At 41.1% G+C, this 19,904-nt stretch carries 17 protein-coding genes and 2 pseudogenes; 1 reads left to right on the top strand and 18 read right to left on the bottom strand.

Going from position 1 to position 19,904, the window contains the following annotated elements; all coding sequences use genetic code 11:
• Window positions 1-53: 53 nt before the first annotated feature.
• From A3K93_RS13760 to A3K93_RS13745, 5 genes and pseudogenes are all read right to left on the bottom strand, one after another.
• Entirely contained in the window at window positions 54-1,340 is a 1,287-nt protein-coding gene (locus A3K93_RS13760; RefSeq protein WP_067731880.1) for an MSMEG_0569 family flavin-dependent oxidoreductase, read from the bottom strand.
• A gap of 10 nt (window positions 1,341-1,350) precedes the next feature.
• Complete coding sequence (locus tag A3K93_RS15105) at window positions 1,351-1,644, bottom strand: MSMEG_0570 family nitrogen starvation response protein (protein WP_236761095.1); 294 nt, start codon at window positions 1,642-1,644, stop codon at window positions 1,351-1,353.
• A 30-nt stretch (window positions 1,645-1,674) separates the two neighbouring features.
• A pseudogene (locus A3K93_RS13755) lies at window positions 1,675-2,682 on the bottom strand (sll0787 family AIR synthase-like protein); the annotation flags it as partial.
• Window positions 2,683-3,282, bottom strand: a complete 600-nt coding sequence (locus A3K93_RS13750) for an MSMEG_0567/Sll0786 family nitrogen starvation N-acetyltransferase (RefSeq protein ID WP_067731876.1) — start codon at window positions 3,280-3,282, stop codon at window positions 2,683-2,685. It lies immediately after the preceding pseudogene.
• Between the two features lie 11 nt (window positions 3,283-3,293).
• A pseudogene (locus A3K93_RS13745) lies at window positions 3,294-3,907 on the bottom strand (MSMEG_0568 family radical SAM protein); the annotation flags it as partial.
• A gap of 4 nt (window positions 3,908-3,911) precedes the next feature.
• Between A3K93_RS13745 and A3K93_RS13740 the strand changes: the two are divergent.
• Window positions 3,912-5,480, top strand: a complete 1,569-nt coding sequence (locus tag A3K93_RS13740) for a sigma-54 interaction domain-containing protein (RefSeq protein WP_227509910.1) — start codon at window positions 3,912-3,914, stop codon at window positions 5,478-5,480.
• A gap of 81 nt (window positions 5,481-5,561) precedes the next feature.
• Here A3K93_RS13740 and A3K93_RS13735 read toward each other — a convergent pair whose 3' ends face one another.
• From A3K93_RS13735 to A3K93_RS13675, 13 genes are all read right to left on the bottom strand, one after another.
• Window positions 5,562-6,524 (bottom strand): IS30 family transposase, encoded by a 963-nt coding sequence (locus A3K93_RS13735; protein WP_067728081.1) that lies wholly within the window; start codon window positions 6,522-6,524, stop codon window positions 5,562-5,564.
• A gap of 119 nt (window positions 6,525-6,643) precedes the next feature.
• Window positions 6,644-7,132, bottom strand: a complete 489-nt coding sequence (locus tag A3K93_RS13730; RefSeq protein WP_067731874.1) for a GNAT family N-acetyltransferase — start codon at window positions 7,130-7,132, stop codon at window positions 6,644-6,646.
• Window positions 7,133-7,134: 2 nt separating this feature from the next.
• Window positions 7,135-7,899 carry an ABC transporter ATP-binding protein gene (locus A3K93_RS13725; RefSeq protein ID WP_067731872.1) on the bottom strand — a complete coding sequence of 255 codons (765 nt, stop codon included), beginning with the start codon at window positions 7,897-7,899 and terminating at the stop codon, window positions 7,135-7,137.
• Window positions 7,896-8,912, bottom strand: coding sequence for a FecCD family ABC transporter permease (locus A3K93_RS13720; protein WP_067731870.1), 1,017 nt, complete (start codon window positions 8,910-8,912; stop codon window positions 7,896-7,898). Before A3K93_RS13720 ends, A3K93_RS13725 begins: the two co-directional genes overlap by 4 nt.
• Window positions 8,909-9,919, bottom strand: a complete 1,011-nt coding sequence (locus A3K93_RS13715; protein WP_067731868.1) for an ABC transporter substrate-binding protein — start codon at window positions 9,917-9,919, stop codon at window positions 8,909-8,911. Before A3K93_RS13715 ends, A3K93_RS13720 begins: the two co-directional genes overlap by 4 nt.
• The gene (locus tag A3K93_RS13710) at window positions 9,919-12,012 is read right to left on the bottom strand and encodes a TonB-dependent siderophore receptor (protein WP_442855662.1); all 2,094 of its coding nucleotides are present in this window, start codon (window positions 12,010-12,012) and stop codon (window positions 9,919-9,921) included. The genes A3K93_RS13715 and A3K93_RS13710 overlap by 1 nt, the downstream gene beginning before the upstream one ends.
• Before the next feature lie 218 nt (window positions 12,013-12,230).
• On the bottom strand, window positions 12,231-12,911 hold the full coding sequence (locus tag A3K93_RS13705) for a GntR family transcriptional regulator (RefSeq protein WP_067731866.1): 681 nt from the start codon (window positions 12,909-12,911) through the stop codon (window positions 12,231-12,233).
• A gap of 176 nt (window positions 12,912-13,087) precedes the next feature.
• A complete protein-coding gene (locus A3K93_RS13700; RefSeq protein WP_067731864.1) occupies window positions 13,088-13,357 on the bottom strand; it encodes a hypothetical protein in 270 nt (89 codons plus the stop codon).
• A gap of 255 nt (window positions 13,358-13,612) precedes the next feature.
• Window positions 13,613-14,992, bottom strand: a complete 1,380-nt coding sequence (locus tag A3K93_RS13695; RefSeq protein WP_067731862.1) for an amidohydrolase family protein — start codon at window positions 14,990-14,992, stop codon at window positions 13,613-13,615.
• A gap of 31 nt (window positions 14,993-15,023) precedes the next feature.
• The gene (locus A3K93_RS13690; protein ID WP_067731860.1) at window positions 15,024-15,944 is read right to left on the bottom strand and encodes an ABC transporter permease; all 921 of its coding nucleotides are present in this window, start codon (window positions 15,942-15,944) and stop codon (window positions 15,024-15,026) included.
• Window positions 15,945-15,965: 21 nt separating this feature from the next.
• Complete coding sequence (locus A3K93_RS13685; protein WP_067731858.1) at window positions 15,966-17,063, bottom strand: ABC transporter permease; 1,098 nt, start codon at window positions 17,061-17,063, stop codon at window positions 15,966-15,968.
• A 41-nt stretch (window positions 17,064-17,104) separates the two neighbouring features.
• On the bottom strand, window positions 17,105-18,706 hold the full coding sequence (locus A3K93_RS13680; RefSeq protein WP_067731856.1) for an ABC transporter ATP-binding protein: 1,602 nt from the start codon (window positions 18,704-18,706) through the stop codon (window positions 17,105-17,107).
• A 102-nt stretch (window positions 18,707-18,808) separates the two neighbouring features.
• Window positions 18,809-19,900, bottom strand: a complete 1,092-nt coding sequence (locus A3K93_RS13675) for a BMP family ABC transporter substrate-binding protein (protein ID WP_067731854.1) — start codon at window positions 19,898-19,900, stop codon at window positions 18,809-18,811.
• Between the last annotated feature and the right edge of the window lie 4 nt (window positions 19,901-19,904).

Here is a 19,904-nt window from a genome sequence, read left to right as displayed (position 1 = left end):
AATTAGACTGTAAAGGTATACAGTCTAATTAAACACAGGGCAAAAAATCTGGCTCAAGCAATCATTTCTGCATACTTCTCTTGAAATAATTTATGTCGATACAGAATGTGTTCGGTTACATATTTTGCATCTTGGTCGATCCCTAGAAAGCGTCCAGAACCCCATGTATACAGCCATGGTAAACCGATAAAGCTGACATCAGCATCAATCGTAATGCCGCGATCATGTTTAGGGTAACCGCTTGCTTCGAATATATCTAAATCAATCCAGCTATAGTCTGGTCTAAATCCAATACACCAAATAATTGCAGTGATATTTTCTTTAGCCAAATCAATTTCGGTCAGTTCAAAGGATGGCTCCCAGACAGGCGTATAGACGCTCGCAGGTTCTACAGTCTCGATAGAGTTATTCTTAATATAAGCATCAATCGATGCATTGATCCGGTTATAGGTCGCATCAGCACTGTCTAGGTTTTGCTTTAAATTCGGCTGAAAATGGAGCGTTCCATCTTTAAAGTCGGCAAAACGACCGAGTAATTGCATACCTTCCAAGGCAAATTTACGTAAGTCGATATCGCGTCCACCATCGCGCCCAGTGACATAATGGTTGGTACTATTACGAACCTCTTCACTATAGCGGTGATCTTTGACAGTGGTTTCATAATAGCCCATGTCAAAAAGCCATTTCACCACATCTTTACCTCGGTAAAAACGTGCACAACGTGGTGCATCACCAATAGAAAGATAGACTTTCTTACCTGCCAAATGTAAGTCTTCAGCAATCTGAGCACCAGACTGACCCGAACCGACAACCAAAACATTCCCTTCAGGTAATTGTTCCGCATTAAAGTACTGTTCCGAGTGAATGGTATAGACCGAGTCTGGTAACGTTGAGCTAAGTTTCGGATAGATTGGCGTGTGATATCCCCCTGCTGCGACCACCACTTGATTGGCTGTAGTTTTGCCATGTGTAGTCAGAATTTCAAAATGCTGTTCAGCAATTTTATGAACGTGCTGTACTGCAATATTGAGTACCGCAGGCGGATTTAATTTCTCAATAAAATCGTCTAAATATTCAACAATTTCATCACGCTTCATAAATCCATCAGGATCATTACCTTGATAAGGATGATTGGGTAATAAACACTGCCAGTTTGGCGTAACTAAGGTGAAATTGTCCCAACGTTTTTTACGCCAGCTGTGAGTCAAGCTATCCTCTTTTTCAAGTACAACATGATTAATATTGGCCTGTTTTAAGTAATGGCTGACTGATAAGCCTGCTTGGCCACCACCGACAATAACGACATCATAATGTGATTTTAATGCTGTAGGCTGAAACATAATGATCTCCTTAATCGATGTTATAGATATCTGTAATTTCAATATAATCTGTGGGTTGAATAGCCATGTGCTGAGCTTTGATCTGAATACGATTTAAGGTGTCCATCGCAGAACTGCAGGCAAATCCATAGCGAGCACGTACACGCTCCGATGCAGCATGTAATGCATTGTCCACTTGATTTAGAAATTCATTACCCAACATTTTTTGACCTTTTTGAAAGTATTCGTAGACAATAGTGCTTGGTGAATAAAAATTATCGTGCTGACCGTTTGGCCATTTCACTGTAAAGTTTACGCTTGGCATTAGGATCTGTTCCTGTTGTCTAGATTCTGTTGAATTCAGATGCAAATTTTGAAGTTGTTCGGCATAACTTAAACCGGTAAATGCCTGTTCTCTAAAGTTCCAAAATTGGGTGATATGTGTATCCATTTCTACAGTTACACATCCAGTCGAATTGACTTCTCCAATCACCACACAATGCAAATCATGGTTTGCAAAAAGTGCAGTTAAATGGTCACAGTTCGCGGCATCTGTAGTTAATAGGAAGCCATAACTTGGAAAAAGTTGTAACCAGTGTTCCCAGCTGGTCTCCGCTGGTTTAGGGATATCATCGAGACGAATATCTGCTCCAGAACCTGTTGCTTCTAAAAGCATGAGTAAGCTACCTAAAATTCCAGCATTACTGATATCCCGTGCGGCAACTGCCAAGCCTTCTTCGGCAATTTCCGGTAATAGTTCAAGTTGTCTTCTCAAGACATGGGGAGCTACACCTTCAAAGCATTTCCAATATGTTGTATCAGGGTGAAACTTGCCATTCATATTCAGAACAAGCACAACTTTTTGTTGAGGTCGTACATGCATTACAGACAATAGCTGTTGTGCCTGTCCTTGAATTGCAACCGATAATGCAGGTTGGAAATGAGGATCAATATGAGTATGCCCACCCGCAAAAATGACAGCATAATGTGCACATGCATCTTGCATTCCTTGAATCAATTCACGCGCTTTTTCATGACTGGTATGCCAAAAACTATTTACAATGGAGGTTGCGCGACCACCCATGGCAGCAATATCACTGACATTTGCCATTACAGCTGACCATCCAGCGAAATAAGGATGCTGATCTACAAAACTGGGAATCATGCCTTCTGAAGCGTGAAGCAAATAACCCTGTGCTATTTGAATTGCCGCGGCATCATCACCCGGCAAGGCATAAAAATCACTTAATTTTTTGGCCCTAGTGGTATTGGCAGCAATGCTATGTCCAATATTGATCTTAGATTGCATGGCTGGTGTTTGCTTAAGGACTTGCACCAACTGTTTCAGTTCTAAAACTGTCATTTAGACCTCCTCTTTAGTCGATGCATGTTGCATATACGCCTGACTAATGTTTTGCAGTGGATAATGTGCAAGATCTGCTTGCATTAACACATGTGGAATATTTGCAAGTTCAATCTGACGTTGGCTATACCAGTGTAAGTGCTTGAAATAGTTTTCATTCTGCTGTTGTACTGTGGCAAGGAAGCACTGGCAGCCAAGTTTTTTTGCAGTCGACACAGCCGCATTAATTAAGGCTTTACCTATAGCGCGATGGTGGCGATAAAGTGGATCTACACAGAGACGTCCACCCCACCAAATTTGTTTGCCCTCAGGGAAAATCCGTACAGCGCCAATCACACGATCAGGTTCACCAAACATTTGTCCTATTGCAACAATTCCGAGGGCTTTAAAGTCATATTCATCACGGTCTTCTTTTAAGAGCTGTTGCTCATCGCGAAATGTGGCTTCACGTAAACGATAGTATTGACGGCGTTCCCAATCTTCACTGACCAACTTAATGACAATATCTGCACTAATAAAATCATCATTTAAATATTGTTGTAAGTCAGAATTGACCTGTTTAAGCCATTTGTTATTTGAAAGATCATCATCTAGGTACATAGGTTATGCTCCTATTCATAAGCTTTCAGTGAAGAACATGCACCACATTTGGCACAGCCCGCTTGGGTATCTTCAGACTTTAGGCCATGTTGTTTAAGCTGAGCTCCAATTTTGGGATAGAGTGCTTGCATGAAACTTGGATCAGGTTTTGGGTGATGTTCAAGTGCAGTACCTTGAATGGGTACGAATGGCACTACAAATGGATAAACTCCCAAAGCTGTTAGCTGTGCTGTCATTGCTATGATTTCATCTTCAGTATCCCCAAGCCCAGCTAAAATGTAAGTGCTGACTTGACCTCTCCGAATACTTCTACAGCTGCTTTAAATGCCTCAAAATAGGTGTTTAAAGAAACTTCTGCTTTGCCAGGCATAATCTGATGGCGTACCCGCTCACTTACAGCTTCTAAATGCATACCAATTGAAACAGCACCAGCATCTTTAAGTTTTTGGAACCAAGAAAAATCACTAGGTGGTTCACATTGAACTTGAATCGGTAATTCAACAACCTCACGGATGGCCATAACAGAGTCATATAAAATCTCTGCACCACGATCTGGAGTATTGGGTGTACCCGTGGTTAAAATCATTTGAGTAACGCCGTCCAGTTCAACCGCAGCTTTAGCGACTTATGTGATTTGGTCTTTAGTCGATGTGAAAGATTTGGAATTGCGTCAACTGAATAAAAATGCAGACAAGGCAATTCGTGCAGGACTCTTAGAGTGGCAGACTTTACAAGAGCTGTTTATTGATTCTGATACGGGTAAACATTTATTGCTGAGTTCTGTGGGGGATGGAATTTATAGTATTAATCCACAAGGCTTATGTACCTTCATTAATCCTGTGGGTGCCAAAATGCTCGGTTTAAAGCCTGAAGATGTATTGGGTAAAAATATTCATCTCATCCATCATCATACTCATGAAAATGGTCAGCATTATCCTGTACACGAGTGTCCAATTTATGCAGCAGTAAAAGATGGTGTCATTCATGAAGGGATTCAGGAAATTTTTTGGCGAGTTGATGGTAGTTATTTTCCTGTGGAGTTTACCAGTACGCCTGTCATTCGGGATGGAGAAATCATTGGGGCAGTTGTTGTGTTCCGTGACATTTCAGAGCGATTAAATACCGAAACGAAACTGACACAAGCACTGAATGAACTACAAAGCCTGAAAAGTCGACTTGAACAGCAGAATGAATATTTGCAAGAAGAGATCTTACAGGAAAATCAATACCATGAAATTGTGGGTAATAGCAGCTCAATTCGTGAGATTATTGAGAAAATTAAAGTCGTAGCAATGACTGATGCCAATGTAATGATTTATGGTGAATCAGGCACCAGTAAAGAGTTGATTGCTCGGGCCATTCACCAATCAAGCCATCGAAAACAACAGCCATTAATTAGAGTGAACTGTGCAGCCATTCCGGCTGAATTATTTGAAAGTGAATTCTTTGGGCATGTCAAAGGGGCGTTTACAGGTGCAATTCGAGATCGTGCTGGGCGTTTTGAATTAGCTGATCAAGGCACCCTATTTTTAGATGAAATCGGTGAGATTCCCCTAGAGTTACAAAGCAAGTTATTGCGTGTATTGCAAGAAGGAACTTTTGAACGCGTCGGAGAAGAATATACTCGTAGAGTCAATGTACGGATCATTGCAGCCACCAATCGCAATTTAAAAACGGAAGTACAGCAAAAGCGTTTTCGAGAGGATTTATATTTTCGTCTGAATGTATTCCCGATTTTTTCACCGGCATTGCGTGAAAGAAAAGAAGATATTCCACTTCTTGTTAGCCATTTTTCTAAAGTCATTAGTGAACAGCGTAAAGTTCCGTATTTGCCTTTTAGTCAGAAGCATATTCAAGAATTACAACGTTATAACTGGCCAGGTAATATCCGTGAACTACAAAATGTATTAGAACGGGCCATGATCACTGCACGTCAGGGTACAGTTTCCTTTCAGTATTTACTTGAACAAGATGGACAGACGACTGCTTCAACTCCAACACATATGAATCATCAAGCGCCAATGCAACCAGATATCATGACCGTAGAAGATCTAAAACAACTCGAGATTCAGAATTTAAAAAATGCAGTAAAACGCTGCGAAGGTAAAATTTTTGGTGAAGACGGCGCTGCACATTTGCTCGGTATGAATCCAACTACGTTAATTTCACGATTGAAGAAGTTTGGCATTAAATATTAGGTTCTTGTATGAGCGAGATAAAATATAAGATCAAAATTATTAAAGAATTAAGAGAAAAGCATTTTTTTTTAATAGGCGGATTCAAACGGCAAGTGCAACAGTATAAAAACCAGCCATAACTTCACTCGGTGTATACCAACCTAGTGTTTTTCTAGGACGATGGTTGAGTGCAAATTCTATCTGCTCTATTTGTTCGTTTGACACATCATCAAACGATGATGATTTTGGCAGATATTGACGGATTAAACCATTCGTATTTTCATTTCTAGCTCGCTGAATAGACTTGTAAGGATCAGCAAAATACGTCTCTATCCCAGCATTAGTAATTCTTTTGTGTTCGGAAAATTCTTTGCCATTATCAAATGTCACACTATAAGCATGGCTCATTTGTAAACGATCTAATGCACAAGTAATCGTTTGAGAGGATGCTCTCGTTGGCCCTAAATGAACAATATGTACATACAGGCTCTTTCGATCAACGAGTGTCAATAAAGCACCTTTATGATGTTTACCAATCACCGTGTCACCTTCGAAATCTCCTAAACGTTGTCGTTGATCAATGACCTGGTCTCTGCAGTGAATACTTGTTTTATCAATGATTTGCCCCCTACGATCCGTGTTTTTGTAACCGCGTTTTCGATATTTCTTCTGATGCCTTAAGTGTAGATGGAGTTTACCTCCTTGTGATTTATCTTGATAAATGTACTGGTAAATCCACTCATGTGAAGGTACATCCAGCCAACCGCGTTGTGTTAAAGCACCTGAAATTTGTTCTGGTGACCAGTCCAAACCAATCAAATAATCAATATAAGCGAAGGCAAATGCTGTCATTGATGATGAAGGACGGTACCGTCTTTGACTTGCAAATTTAGCTGCCTGTTGAGCTCTATATCCACGTTGCCCAGTATTTCTTTTTATTTCACGGTAGATGGTTGATCGTGAACGTCCTAACTCCCGAGCAAGGGTAGCGATTGAACTTTTACTTTTCAAAGTAGCATAAATTTCGTATCTTTCATCTTGAGAAAGTTGGGTGTATTTCTTCATTGTGTGCTTTCCAATTGCGAGTTGAAAAAGTCTAATGATTCTATGAATACACCTAACTTTTTCAACTAACTACAAATGTGTTGCACTTGGGATTTGAATCTGCGAATCAAAAAATAAATCTAAAGGTTACGTTGCATATGAATGGTGTCATAGGTTTTTAATTGTTCTCGTCGAATGAGTTTAAACCCTTGCAATGTCCAAAAATGCTCTGCTGCAGGTAAAAATGGATGCGTATGTAAGTAAAGCGTCTTAATACTTTTTTGTTGGGCCTGTTCAAATAAGCATTCGCATAAATGGCTGGCAATTCCTTTACGGCGGTACTCAGGCAGTACAAAGAGTTTTACGACTTCAACTGCCCCACTTGGTATGTCCAAGTTAAAGCGTTCATCATAAGCCCGATAAGCAATCGTGCCAATAATATGACCTTGATCTTTCACGACAATAAAACAGCCTAAAGGACTGTCGATATAATATTGTTCAAAATACTCGATATCTTTTGGAGTAGTGGTGTGATAGAGCTCAGGAAATAATAACTGACGTGATTGCAGTGAAAATTGAATTGCGGACTCAAAATCTGAAGGTCTTAATATTTCATATTTTAATTTCATTTTTACAACCAAGAATGATCAGGGATTACGATGGTTTTATCTTTAATCATGGCCTCATGAAACTCGACATCGTAGACGCTTTTGAGAAATATGGGGTCGGTAATACGTGCTTTGGAATCAGGCTTAATCACTTCATGTTCACGCATGAAGAACAGATGATCGGCAAATAAAAAAGCTAAATTGGGATCATGCATAATGGCGATCACGGTGAAATTTTGCCGTGATAAATGACGTAATTTCTTCATCAAATACGACTGGTAATACACATCCAAATGATTGGTCGGCTCATCTAACAAAATAACTTTAGGTGCTTGTACTAAAATACGAGCGATCATGACCAACTGACGTTCGCCACCAGAGAGTTCGGTATAAGGGCGCTCTTTTAAATGTTCGATATCAAGGTCGATCAGAGCTTGATCTACCATTGCCCAATCTTCTTTAGATGGACGAAAACGGCTAAAGGCTGCACGACCTGTAATGACGACATCTTTGACTAAAAAAGGGAAAACTGTTTTATGAAACTGCGGTAGAAAGCCAAGTAAAGCGGCTCGATCTTTACCTTTAACCCCTGATAGTTCCCGACCTGCGTAGAGTACACGTCCATCTTTTACCGGTTCTAGTCCCGCCATGAGTTTAAACAGAGTAGATTTGCCACTGCCATTTCGCCCTAAAATGACTGAAAATTGATGGGGTGGAAACTCAAGCTGAATATTTTTTAAAACTTGTTTATGCCCATAGGCATAATTCAACTGTTCAATACGAATCATGCCCAATGTGTCCTTTGAGTTTTCATCAAGAGTAAAAAGAAGGGTGCACCGAGTAACATGGTGAAAATACCGATCGGTATTTCAAAAGTCAGTAGGACGCGAGAAAAATTATCGATTAACAATAAAAAACTGCCGCCTAAAATCATGTTGGCAGGAATACTGTAGCGATGATCAGGCCCCACCAACATCCGCACGATATGTGGCATAAATAAGCCATATAAACTGATGATGCCTGCGGCAGCCACAGAGGTTGATGTACATAAGGTCACCAGTACGATCAATAGCAATTGTTCCCACTTCGGATTCACCCCGACTGCTTGAGCTTCTTCTGAGCCGAGTGCCATCAGATTTAAACGCCAACGCATGGCAAATAGTCCGATCAAGCCTACGGTAATTGGAAATACGGCGTATTGCACTTTTTCCCAAGATGCTTGATGCAAATTGCCTATGGTCCACTGCACAATCGCTTGCAATTTAAAAGGATCACTTAAATATTGAATAATCGTGAGTCCTGCCAAAAATAAACCTGAAACGATCATTCCTGAGAGGATCACCATGACTAAAGAGGTCTGACTTTCATGTTTTTGATGGGCAAATAAATAAGTCAATCCAACCGCACATACCCCGAAAACAAAGGCTGATAAATTCGGTGAAAGCCAACTAAGTGAAAGTGCTAGTGCTGCACCAAAGGCAGCACCTGATGAAATACCCAGTACATAAGAATCGACCAGAGGATTGCGAAATAATGCCTGTAATCCGTTACCTGCCGTAGCTAAAGCAGCACCGACCATAAAGGTCAATAAAATCCGCGGTAAACGAATATTTAAAACGATATTACGCATTAAGCCGAACTGTTCTTCATCAAAATACGGGGTACCTATAGTCCACTGCATAAACCAACGTGCATAATCAGTTGCATTTAAGGTTTGGCTTGGTCCAAGTAACAGTGATAAAAAAATTAAAATGATGGGTAGTGGGTAAAACCAATAATATTTCAGTTGTGTATGGCTCATGACATCAGTTCCTTGGCGATATTTTTGCCATAGAGCTTCTGTAAAATCTGAAGTTGTAAGCTTTTTACAGGTAAATCTGAAGACTCAGGGTACATATGATGATGGAGATAGATTGCCGTCACTATAATTTTGATGGTGTGTGGGTTATAGATAAATGCAGGGCTCAGATTAAATACTTTTTGCTGTAGTACTGCTTTTAAGCCTTGCAATTCTTTACGCTGATAAATTAATGCTGGGTCAGTATTCCATAGCACGATATTGTCAGGATTCCACTCAACCAGCGTTTCTGGATTGACATTCGGCTGATTGGTATCAGTTTTGACGACGTTATATGCCCCTGCCAATTCAATAAAATCATTGGTAATCGACTGGCGGCCTGAAGTTGAATAAATTCTTCCCCCTGACCACGCGTAATACACCGATTGTTTATGTTTTTGTTGTGAAGTTTTAAGTGCGACTTCAGCCAAAATCGTATCGGAGTAATCTAAAATTTCTTTGGCACGTTGCTCAGCACCGGTCAGTCGTGCAATTTCATACAACTCTTCTTTAACTTGTTGGTACGTTCCAGATTGCATCACATAAACTGCAATTCCAAATTGTCTAAGCAACTGGATCGTCTGGGTCTGACCACTTCCCAAAATTACGAGATCTGGTTTAAGCAGAACCAAACTTTCAATATTTGTCGCATTAGAGCCTTGTGATGGGGTCGCCAGTTGCTGCTGTGCAATCCGTGGATCTAATTTTGAATATGCATTGAAGAGTAAAGGTTGCAAATAGACTTCAGCCGGAATACCTATCACCTTATTTCCCTGCCCTAACATATATAACCCATCTAGCCCAGATTCAAACAGGGATACAATTCTTTTGGCAGGTCGTATTAGGCATACTTGGGTATTGGAACTATCTATGACACAACGTGTGCCTTTTTTTTCAGAAGCAACCGGAGGCGTGGTTGCACTACAGCCGACCACACAATAGGTTAAAAGAGAAATCAGCAAAGCCTTCATCAGTATTTCCACTGTAGCGATAACGATGCTTTAACTGGCTCTCCTGGTTGTACCCATACATTGCTATAGCTGGATAGATAATATTTTTCATCAAATAGATTATGAATATTGAGTTGATAGCGCAGATTTGGCTTGGCCTGATAATAGCCCCCTATGTTCACTAAGGTATATGCAGGTAAATTAAAACCATTTGCGACATTGGTTGGATTATCCCCACTACGTTCATCCACGTAGTTCAGGCTTAAATGAACCCCTGTCGCTTGTTGGCCACTTTTCCAAAAATCATAGTTTGTCGCGAGATGAGCTGTATGTTTAGGTACATTGGTGAGGGGTGAGCCTATAGGTAAAATATCATCCTTGCTGACTTTCGCATCTGTATAGGCATAACCAGCAGTGACATTGACACGATCATTGATTTGATGATGCAGATCAATTTCAAGTCCTTTGCTTTTCACTTCACCGACCGCAGCTTCAAAATTTGGGTCATTGGCATCCGTCATTAGGACATTTTTTTTGGTCATATCGAACATAGCGATGCTGAGCATGCTGTGATCTTGCCATTGGTATTTCGCGCCGATTTCATAGCTTTTTGCCGTTTCAGGCGCAAACGTCTCCCCTGTGCGGCCCATGCCATTATTCATGGAAAATGCTTCACCATAATTGCTATATATAGACAGTGCTTCTGTAGGACGATAATTAAGACCTATGCGTGGGCTAAACTTTTGTGCAGGGGTTTCATCCTTAAGTTGAGTTCGATGATTAATAAAACGTTGATCTACATGCTCAAAGCGCCCACCCAGGAGAATATTCCATTGATGGTTGAGGAAGATTTGATCCTGAAAATTGAAAGCGAAATACTGCTGACGTTCATTCGAATCGGTATGTAAAGGTATTTCAGGGCTAAATTGCCCATAAGTGGGATCATAAATGTTGATCCAATTGGGCTGAGCAGCGGAGTGATTAAGGCGGCGCTGCCGTTGCATAAAGTCTAAACGCCCTGTTTCTGCACCGAGTACCAATTCATGCGATAAAGAACCAAGTTGGATTTGTCCTAGGACTTCACCTTGGAGCAGAATATCTTCTGTCTGATAATCTCGATGACGACGCTGACGTTCCAATGTTTCTAAATCTGCTTGTAATTTGCGTGGTTCTGTTGAATAGCCCACCATTTGGGCATCTTTATAACTGACAGCAGCATTCATCTGCCATGCATCGTTGAGCTCATGCTTTAAGCGAAGTTGATAGAGATTGTCTTTGACTCGCATATCCCCATCATAAGGTTCACCCGTAAAGGTCTTGGGATCCATCAATAAGTGGTTGTTCACGGCCGTGATACCACGGTCAAATGTCCCTAAATGCTGCGTAAACTCAGTATCCAGATCGATTAGGGTGCTTTCAGATAATTTCCATGATAACTGTGGCGCGACAAATAAACGTTGGCTACTAACATGATCACGGAAAGACTGATTATCTTCAATTGCAACTGCCATTCTATACGCCAGCGCATCGCTGATTGGCGCAGTCTGTTCTAAACTCAAACGATATTCATCTTGTGTTGTCCCACGAAGATTGAGTACTGTTTCAGGCGTCCATTGTGGTTTTTTCGTAGTGACATTCAATGCCCCACCGACCTCACCACGTCCATACAGTGCAGCACTGGGTCCTTTTAAAAAATCCAATGATTCAATATTGACCATATCTCGCGGTGCAGTAATACCACGATTGACACTAAGCCCATTACGAATTGTATCTACGCCTGTATTTGGATTACCCTGAAAACCTCGGAATGAATAATTATCCCAGAATCCACCGCCATAGTTATTTTGATGGAATACCCCACTGACAAGGTTTAATGCTTGGTCAATCCGCTGGATATCCTGCTGCTGGATGATTTGTGTGGAGAGATGAGTTTTCTGAAAAGGAATATCGAGCAAATCATGATGAAATTTAGTCAGTACTTGAGATTGCCGCAAAGATTCTTCTGTTAAAGGGCTAGCCACATAAATGATATCTAAAATATGCAACGGTTCAGCTGAAAAACCCACAGGGCTAATAAATACCAAACTGGTTAGATAAGCGAAACGGAACTTCAACATATTGACCTTAATAACATTCGCATATTTACAGCAATTTAATATTTATGAGCAAAACTAGTGCAAAATCATGTGATAAATGCACTATTTTGTCGCAATTAAAAGCTATAAATGCCTTTTTTACATTCATGTATACGTTCTTGTATACAAGATAAAGGTTATGCAAGGAAGATGCCAAATTTTATAATTAGCTTTAAAAATCATAAATTTATAATGTTTTAGAGATTTAATAACATATGCAGAGTAATCTTTTTAACATCGTCGATGCTATGTAGAACATGATGTTCAGCCAGATGAATTGCACCTTCGACATCACGTTGCAGGATACATTTTAAGATGGATGCATGATCTTGGTAGGCATGCTCAATATTGAATTCATGCATTGCCCCTAAACTCAATACGATTCGAATTTTTTCACTGATTTCATGATGGATCTTTGCCATTTGGCTATTGCCTGCAGCTCTCACTAAAGCGCAATGAAAATCTTCACTTTGTAGCATGAGCTCTTTTGTATTTTGGTTATAGTTATCCTGATCGACTAACCACAGTCGTTTCAATTCTTTTAGTTCTTCAGATTGGTCTTGATCCATTTCACATAAGCGTTTAACAGCTTCTTTTTCAAGAATCATACGCAGATCAAAGAGGTCTTTGTAAAAATTAAAGTCTAGAGCTTTGATTTCCCAGCCACTGCGAAAATGAACATTGACATAACCTTCTTGCTCAAGTCGATATAGGGCTTGTCGGATGGGCGTGCGGCTAACTTGATATTTCTCAGAGAGATCAGTTTCGGTAAAGCGTTGACCAGGTTTAAGCTGAAAACTAAAAATATCATCTTTAATTTGAGTATAAATCGCATTTGCTAAATTGAGCGATGGCTTTGGAACAACCTGACTAGACACCCTTTATCTCTACATATTATTTGAATATTTATATAATGATTTAAAAATCAATATGATGCAATTGTAATTGTGCGTGGAATTCAATTGTAATTTTAAATATAAAATTTTTAAAAACGTTCACGTAGACGTTAAAAGCCTTAGGCTGGAGTGAAAAGCTTTTTAAATAATCTGATCTTTCAAACTGTATGATCTGAGCATTCACTGCTAAGGCGTTTTTTGAGTTTATAAACCTTGCCTCGCTGGCTGAATTTCTTTGATGTTTCTTGATTTCGACTGGTTAAAGCACGGATTGAAACAGGCTCACAATTTGGTGTTTTAAGCATTAAATGGTCATTTTTCACATATATGATGCTTTTATGTAGGTAACCTTCGATGAATTTTTCAGATAATGCATGTCCCGCCATTTTGGCAATGTCACGTTCTTCATCTAGTGTGGTGTTTAACATGGGCTTTTCCATTTCATTTTGGCCCGATTAGGATCTAGCCATTTATGGTTTAATTTATCTAGAAAATATAATCGCAAAAGATGTTCAGTCAAATACATCTCCAAGTTCAACATATATTTTCAGCGTTGAGAGATCATTTTTGTAAAGTTATGAGCTTACCAAGCGTGTGCATAGATCATAAAGCCTCGTCTTGAATGATGAGACGAGGACTGTTATGGCATTAGCTGGTTCAAATTGGAGGTTCAATTTAAGCAATTATATTTCAGCTTTTTCGCGCTGTAATTCATTGATGACTTTTCCTTGATTCGCCATCCATGTATCACGGCGTTCGAACAGTAAAGGTGTCACTCGGTTCACATCATCCATTAATTTTTGCAAATCTGCATTTAACAATTTGCCATTTTCAACAACAATTTTACCGCCGACCATGGTCATCACCACATCCTGTCCTTGTACAGCATGCACTAGGTTGGTATATAAATTGAAGAGTCGACCTTCATCGACCAATGGTGTCATACGTGGTGTCGCAATATCTACAGCAATGATGTCTGCTGATTTTCCGACTTCAAGACTGCCAATCTGATTCTGCATACCTAAGGCTTTTGCACCAGTATACGTCGCCATCTGACAAATAGATAATGAATCCAATGCTGCGGCATCTAAATTAGAGAATTTCGCCAACAAGGACGCCGTTTTCATTTCCTCAAACATATCCAGATTATTATTTTCCTTTTCGCCATCTGTACCCAAGCCAACTGCAATACCCTGTTTGAGCATCTCAAGCACAGGTGCAGCACCGGATGCTAGTTTCATATTAGAAATAGGATTATGAGCCACGCCGACATTGTGCTGTTTCATGATTTGAATTTCTGTAGCATCAGCCCATACACAATGTGCAAGCAGTGTCTTTGGTAAATCTAACAATCCCACCTTTTCTAAGGTGTGTATAGGGCGAATACCATGACGGCGTAAGTTTTCCTGAACATCAAACTGGCTCTCATTACTGTGAGTATGAAAACCTGTCTGATAATCATGACATAAGCTTTGAATCCGTTTTAGTGCATGCGGTTCTGCATAAAATAAATGTTCTAAACCAACCCAAACTTGGATTTGACCATGATTTTGCTGGTGCCATCGATTAATCTGGTCTTCATTGGTTTTTAAGGTTTCAAAATAGTCATGATCTGGATGTTCAGCCACATAAGGCACTAGAACAGCACGAATCCCTAAGTCTTTTGCCGCTTCTGCACTGCCATCCATATAACGCCACATATCTACGATCGTCGTGGTACCAGAAAGTAATGCTTCTGCATAACAGAGATAGGATGCAGCCTTGGCATCTTCGGGTAAAAGAACACGATGCATTGGATCGATAAACTGTTGCAGCCAATCCCACACAGGTAGACCTTCGGCAGTCCCTCTTAAAAGACCTGAATGACAATGGGTATTGATTAAGCCAGGCATCAGCAAAGCTTCGGGATAATCATGCACCATCACATTGGGATAGTGCTGCTTCAGTTCAGCTTTAGTGCCAATGGCTTTGATTTTGTCTCCCTCAACCAATACAGCGCCATTTTTAATGCATTCGTTTTGTCTATTCATCGTCAGCACGTAGGCTGCTGCTAAAATTTTCATTCGTGGTCATTCATCTTTTAAATTATAAGGTTTAAGGCACAAATGTTTTGCCTAATGACGCTGGTAAATTCATCTTTAAAAGTTTCTTGTCTCGGGAAATCACCACCAGAACTACAATTGTTGCTAGGTAAGGCAGTGCTGCTAAGAACTCATTGGGTACTTTGATTCCAAGCGCCTGTGCATGAAATTGTAGAATCGTTACCCCACCAAAAAGATAAGCACCAAGCATCAGCCGTGTTGGTTTCCAAACAGCAAAGACTACCAGTGCAATTGCAATCCAGCCACGACCTGCAACCATGTTTTCAATCCACATTGGGGTGTAAACTGTGGATAGGAAAGCCCCACCTATGCCTGCCATCAGTCCGCCAAATAACACTGCCCCGTAGCGAATCGCAAGAACATGGTAACCCATGGCATGTGCGCTTTCAGGTGATTCACCGACAGCTTTTAGTAACAAACCTAGACGGGTTTTTGCGAGTACGTACCAAATAGCAAAGAATGCAATGATAGACAGATATACCACATAGTTTTGTTGAAACAGGATTGGACCAATCAGTGGAATATCAGCTAATACGGGAATATTAAGACTACCTAACCCAGGTAGAGCCATGCTGACATAGTTTTGTCCTAAGAATGCAGATATACCAATCCCGAAAATCGTCAGGGCTAAACCGCATGCAGACTGACTGGTACTGAGGGACAAGGTGAAAAAGGCAAAGATCAGTGCCATCATCATGCCTGCCAAGCCTCCGATCAAGAGCGAACTCAGCACGCTCGCTTCATATTGTGCAGCGAAAGCAAAACCAGCAATCGCACCGACTAGCATCATACCTTCAACGCCTAAGTTAATGACGCCTGTGCGCTGTGCTACCAGCTCACCCAATCCCGCAAAGATGAGAGGTGTTGCTGCGGCAATGGTTCCTGCCAAAATTGCCGTCATTTCTATAGCCATATTATGTTCCTCTTATCTTGTTTAAGCATTCGCTGAAGCAGGATCTGCCACAGGAGATACGCGTTTTTTCGCGAAGCGGTAACGGTTTTCAATCAAGGCATCAGAAGCCAATAGGAAAAACAGGAGCAATCCTTGGAAAATACCTGTAATTGCGACTGGAAGCTGGAGCTGCATTTGTGCCATCTCTCCGCCCAAATAAATCAGTGCCATCAACGACCCTGACAGTACGATCCCAATAGGATTTAAACGTCCTAGATACGCCACAATGATCGCGGCATAACCATAGCCAGGTGATAAGTTTGGATTGAGTTGTCCAATTGGACCAGCAACTTCACAGATCCCTGCAATACCCGCCATCATTCCAGAGATGACCAAACTGAGCCAAATCGCTTTAGATGATGAAAAACCAGCATATTTAGCCGCTAAAGGGGCTTGTCCACTGACTTCAAGTTTGAATGCAGTCAGACTTTTGCGCATAAAGATCCAGAACAGAATTACCGCAACAATGGTGATGAAGATCGATGCATTAACGCGTGTACCTTCAAGTATCATCGGCAAAGTCGCACCTTCACTGAACATCACCGTTTGCGGGAAATTCATGCCTTCTGAATCACGCCAAGGACCATTGACCAGATAAAGCAATACAAATAGCGCCACATAGTTCATCATTAAGGTAGTGAGTGTCTCCTCAGCATTGAAATGGGTTTTCAGTAAGGCAGGAATGGCACCCCATAAGGCACCGCCGAAAGCACCCATCACAATCATCAGTGGTAAAATCCACCAGCCTGTTTGTTCGTGGAAAATAAGCGCAATGCCTCCACCAAAAATGGCACCCATGATCAGTTGGCCTTCAGCCCCGATATTGAATAATTTGGCGCGAAAGCCTACAGCAAGCCCCAGTGCAATCAAAATCAGTGGCCCGGCTTTTACCGCCAGCTCACTCCAGCCATAGGAGGTTATGAGCGGTTCGATGAAGAACACATACATCGCTTTGGTTGGACTGATGCCCAGCATTAAAAATAAAATACTGCCGACCACTAGCATTGCCGCTAAAGCAATAATGGGTGATAGCCATTTCATCAGTTGAGAAGGATGTTCACGAGGTTCGAGTAAATGCATGTGATCATCCTCCGGGTAAAGGGTTTAATTTGAATACGGATTTAAGCATGAACACGTTGCTCCTCTGTACCTACTGAAGGTGTTGCATGTTGCTCAATGCCAGACATGAGTAAACCGATATTTTCTGCATTGGTCTCTTGTGTGGGTACAGGATGAGATAGTTCACCATTCGCCAGAACACAAATCCGATCACTCATTTCAAACAGCTCTTCAAGTTCTTCAGAAATCACCAAGATGCCTACCCCCTGACGAGAAAGATCAATCAAGGTTTGGCGAATGAACATAGATGCACCGACATCGACGCCCCAAGTAGGCTGTGCCACCACCAGAAATTTTGGGTTTTGTAGGATTTCACGTCCCACGATGAATTTTTGTAAGTTACCACCTGAGAGTGAGCGAGCCTCCGCACTGGCACCGCTGGCTTTCACACCAAATTTTTCGATAATTTTTTCTGCAAAAGATTGAATTTCTGAAAATTTAATCAATCCCCATTGGGTGAATTTTTGCCGATACGCCGTCAATAAAGCATTTTGTGACAGGGTCATATTGGGCACTGCACCGCGCCCTAAACGCTCTTCTGGAACAAAGCCAAGTCCCACATTGCGTCTTTGTCCAGCACTCAGCGCAGTAATGTCTTGCTGTTCTAAATAAAGTTCTCCAGTTATGGTTTTTGCTTCGCCCGAAAGTAAGGACAGAAGCTCAGCTTGACCATTTCCTGAAATACCCGCTATCCCGACAATTTCACCCGCTTGGACGCTGAGATTAATATTTTTAAGCGATACACCAAAAGGATCTTCAGATTCAAAGCTCAGGTTTTTGACTTCAAAGCAGGTGTCAGGTGTGCCTGTATACTCTGCTCGAATATAGGTCGGTAAATCACGCCCAATCATCAGGCGTGCCAATTCACTGGTCGATTTTTCCCGTGGATTGACATTACCTGTGACAGATCCATTTCTTAAGATGGTCGCTTCATCACAAAGCTCTTTAATCTCGTGTAGCTTATGACTAATATATAGAATCGAGACCCCTTGTGATGCAAGTACACGTAAGGTTTTAAACAGCTGTCGTACAGCTTGTGGAGTTAATACTGAAGTGGGTTCATCAAGAATAATCAGTTTGGGATGTTGTAACAAACAACGAATGATTTCGACACGCTGACGTTCACCTACAGACAGTGAATGGACTTCTCGTCGTGGATCTACAGGTAAACCATACTGCTCAGAGACCGCAATAATTTTTTGACTGAGTTCAGATAAATCTACTTTTTCATCCAGCCCGAGGAGGATATTTTCTGCAACCGTCAGCGTCTCAAATAATGAGAAGTGTTGATAGACCATGCCAATTCCGATTTTTCTCGCAAAGGATGGGCTGTCGATTTTTACTTCTTTACCATTCCAAAGAATTTGCCCCTGATCTGCTTTCACAGCACCATAGATGATTTTCATCAGGGTACTTTTACCCGCCCCATTTTCACCTAAAATTGCATGAATCTGTCCTGAGTGAACTGTTAAATTAATTTGGTCATTGGCTTTCAGAGAATTGTAACGTTTACATATATTAATCAGTTCCAGACGTGGAACCTCGCGATTTGACACTGGACTCCGCTTGGGCGAATGTGCAGACAGATCTTGTGTTTGGTTCATTGTCAGTGCCCTGTGTTATGTGGTCATCTCACTCATCTGTTTCATTAAAGATTCAAATGAGTGTTTAGACCTGTTTTTGGATCGATGAAATCTTAGAATTAGTTATTTTGGTAAGGCACCCTCAACACCTTTCACGTAATAGTTCATTTTCCCTAAAGTTGCATCATCAAGTGTTTTGCCTTTAGCCACTAAAAGTGAGCCATCTTGTTTATAGATGGGACCAGTAAATGGATGCAGTGCACCTTTTAAAATGCCATCACGAGCAGCTAAAGCTTTCTTTTTCTCATCAGCGGTGACCATTGGTCCGAAGTTCTCAATATCCACTGCTTTTTGTTTTACGCCGTACCAAAGTGCACTTGGTTTCCATGTTTTATTACTTACTTGCGTCATAACTGGCGTGTAAATTTTTTCCCAGTGTAAGACTGATGCTGCTAAATGAGCTTTCGGACCAAATTTGCTCATATCTGAGTCCCATCCGAATGCATACACCCCTTTTTGTTCAGCAGCTTGGACGACCGCTGGTGAGTCTGTATTTTGCATTAATACATCCGCACCTTGTGCGATCAGTGCTAAAGCTGCATCACGTTCTTTGCCTGGGTTAAACCATGAACTGACCCAAATGACTTTGGTTTTCACTTTCGGATTGACACTTTGTGCACCCAAAGTATAAGCATTGATGTTACGTACCACTTCGGGAATCGGGAATGATCCCACTACACCTAAAACGTTATTCTTAGTTTTTTGACCGGCAACCACACCCAGCATATAAGCGCCTTCATAGGTGCGTACGTCGTATACACCGAGGTTTTTTGCCTGCTTATAACCCGTAGCATGCATAAATACGGTATTTGGGAACTGTTTAGCTACTTTCTCCATAGCATTCATATAGCCAAAAGAGGTCGCAAATACGACTTTATTGCCTTGCTGTGCCAGGTTTCTAATAACGCGTTCTGCATCGGCAGTTTCAGGAACATTTTCGATATAAGAGGTTTTATATTTGCCAGCCAAAGCTTTTTCAGTTTTGATTCGCCCCTGATCATGTGAGTATGTCCAACCATGGTCACTTGTAGGTCCAATATAGACAAAAGCGGCTTTATCTACTGCATGCGTCATGGATGCAGCCATCAGGCCACCTGCACACAACATCCCCATCAGTGTCTTGAATCCAGTTTTAAAGGTCTTTTTATCGTTCATTCTC

Source organism: Acinetobacter sp. NCu2D-2, assembly GCF_001647675.1.
Lineage (GTDB): Bacteria > Pseudomonadota > Gammaproteobacteria > Pseudomonadales > Moraxellaceae > Acinetobacter.
This window is presented reverse-complemented; position numbering and strand designations above follow the sequence as displayed.

Bases quoted from the DNA above. Each gene is read 5' to 3' on its own strand.
- A3K93_RS13760 (WP_067731880.1), bottom strand. From the start codon at position 1,340: ATGTTTCAGCCTACAGCATTAAAATCACATTATGATGTCGTTATTGTC.
- A3K93_RS15105 (WP_236761095.1), bottom strand. From the start codon at position 1,644: ATGCCAAGCGTAAACTTTACAGTGAAATGGCCAAACGGTCAGCACGAT.
- A3K93_RS13750 (WP_067731876.1), bottom strand. From the start codon at position 3,282: ATGTACCTAGATGATGATCTTTCAAATAACAAATGGCTTAAACAGGTC.
- A3K93_RS13735 (WP_067728081.1), bottom strand. From the start codon at position 6,524: ATGAAGAAATACACCCAACTTTCTCAAGATGAAAGATACGAAATTTAT.
- A3K93_RS13730 (WP_067731874.1), bottom strand. From the start codon at position 7,132: ATGAAATTAAAATATGAAATATTAAGACCTTCAGATTTTGAGTCCGCA.
- A3K93_RS13725 (WP_067731872.1), bottom strand. From the start codon at position 7,899: ATGATTCGTATTGAACAGTTGAATTATGCCTATGGGCATAAACAAGTT.
- A3K93_RS13720 (WP_067731870.1), bottom strand. From the start codon at position 8,912: ATGAGCCATACACAACTGAAATATTATTGGTTTTACCCACTACCCATC.
- A3K93_RS13715 (WP_067731868.1), bottom strand. From the start codon at position 9,919: ATGAAGGCTTTGCTGATTTCTCTTTTAACCTATTGTGTGGTCGGCTGT.
- A3K93_RS13700 (WP_067731864.1), bottom strand. From the start codon at position 13,357: ATGTTAAACACCACACTAGATGAAGAACGTGACATTGCCAAAATGGCG.
- A3K93_RS13695 (WP_067731862.1), bottom strand. From the start codon at position 14,992: ATGAAAATTTTAGCAGCAGCCTACGTGCTGACGATGAATAGACAAAAC.
- A3K93_RS13690 (WP_067731860.1), bottom strand. From the start codon at position 15,944: ATGGCTATAGAAATGACGGCAATTTTGGCAGGAACCATTGCCGCAGCA.
- A3K93_RS13685 (WP_067731858.1), bottom strand. From the start codon at position 17,063: ATGCATTTACTCGAACCTCGTGAACATCCTTCTCAACTGATGAAATGG.
- A3K93_RS13680 (WP_067731856.1), bottom strand. From the start codon at position 18,706: ATGAACCAAACACAAGATCTGTCTGCACATTCGCCCAAGCGGAGTCCA.
- A3K93_RS13675 (WP_067731854.1), bottom strand. From the start codon at position 19,900: ATGAACGATAAAAAGACCTTTAAAACTGGATTCAAGACACTGATGGGG.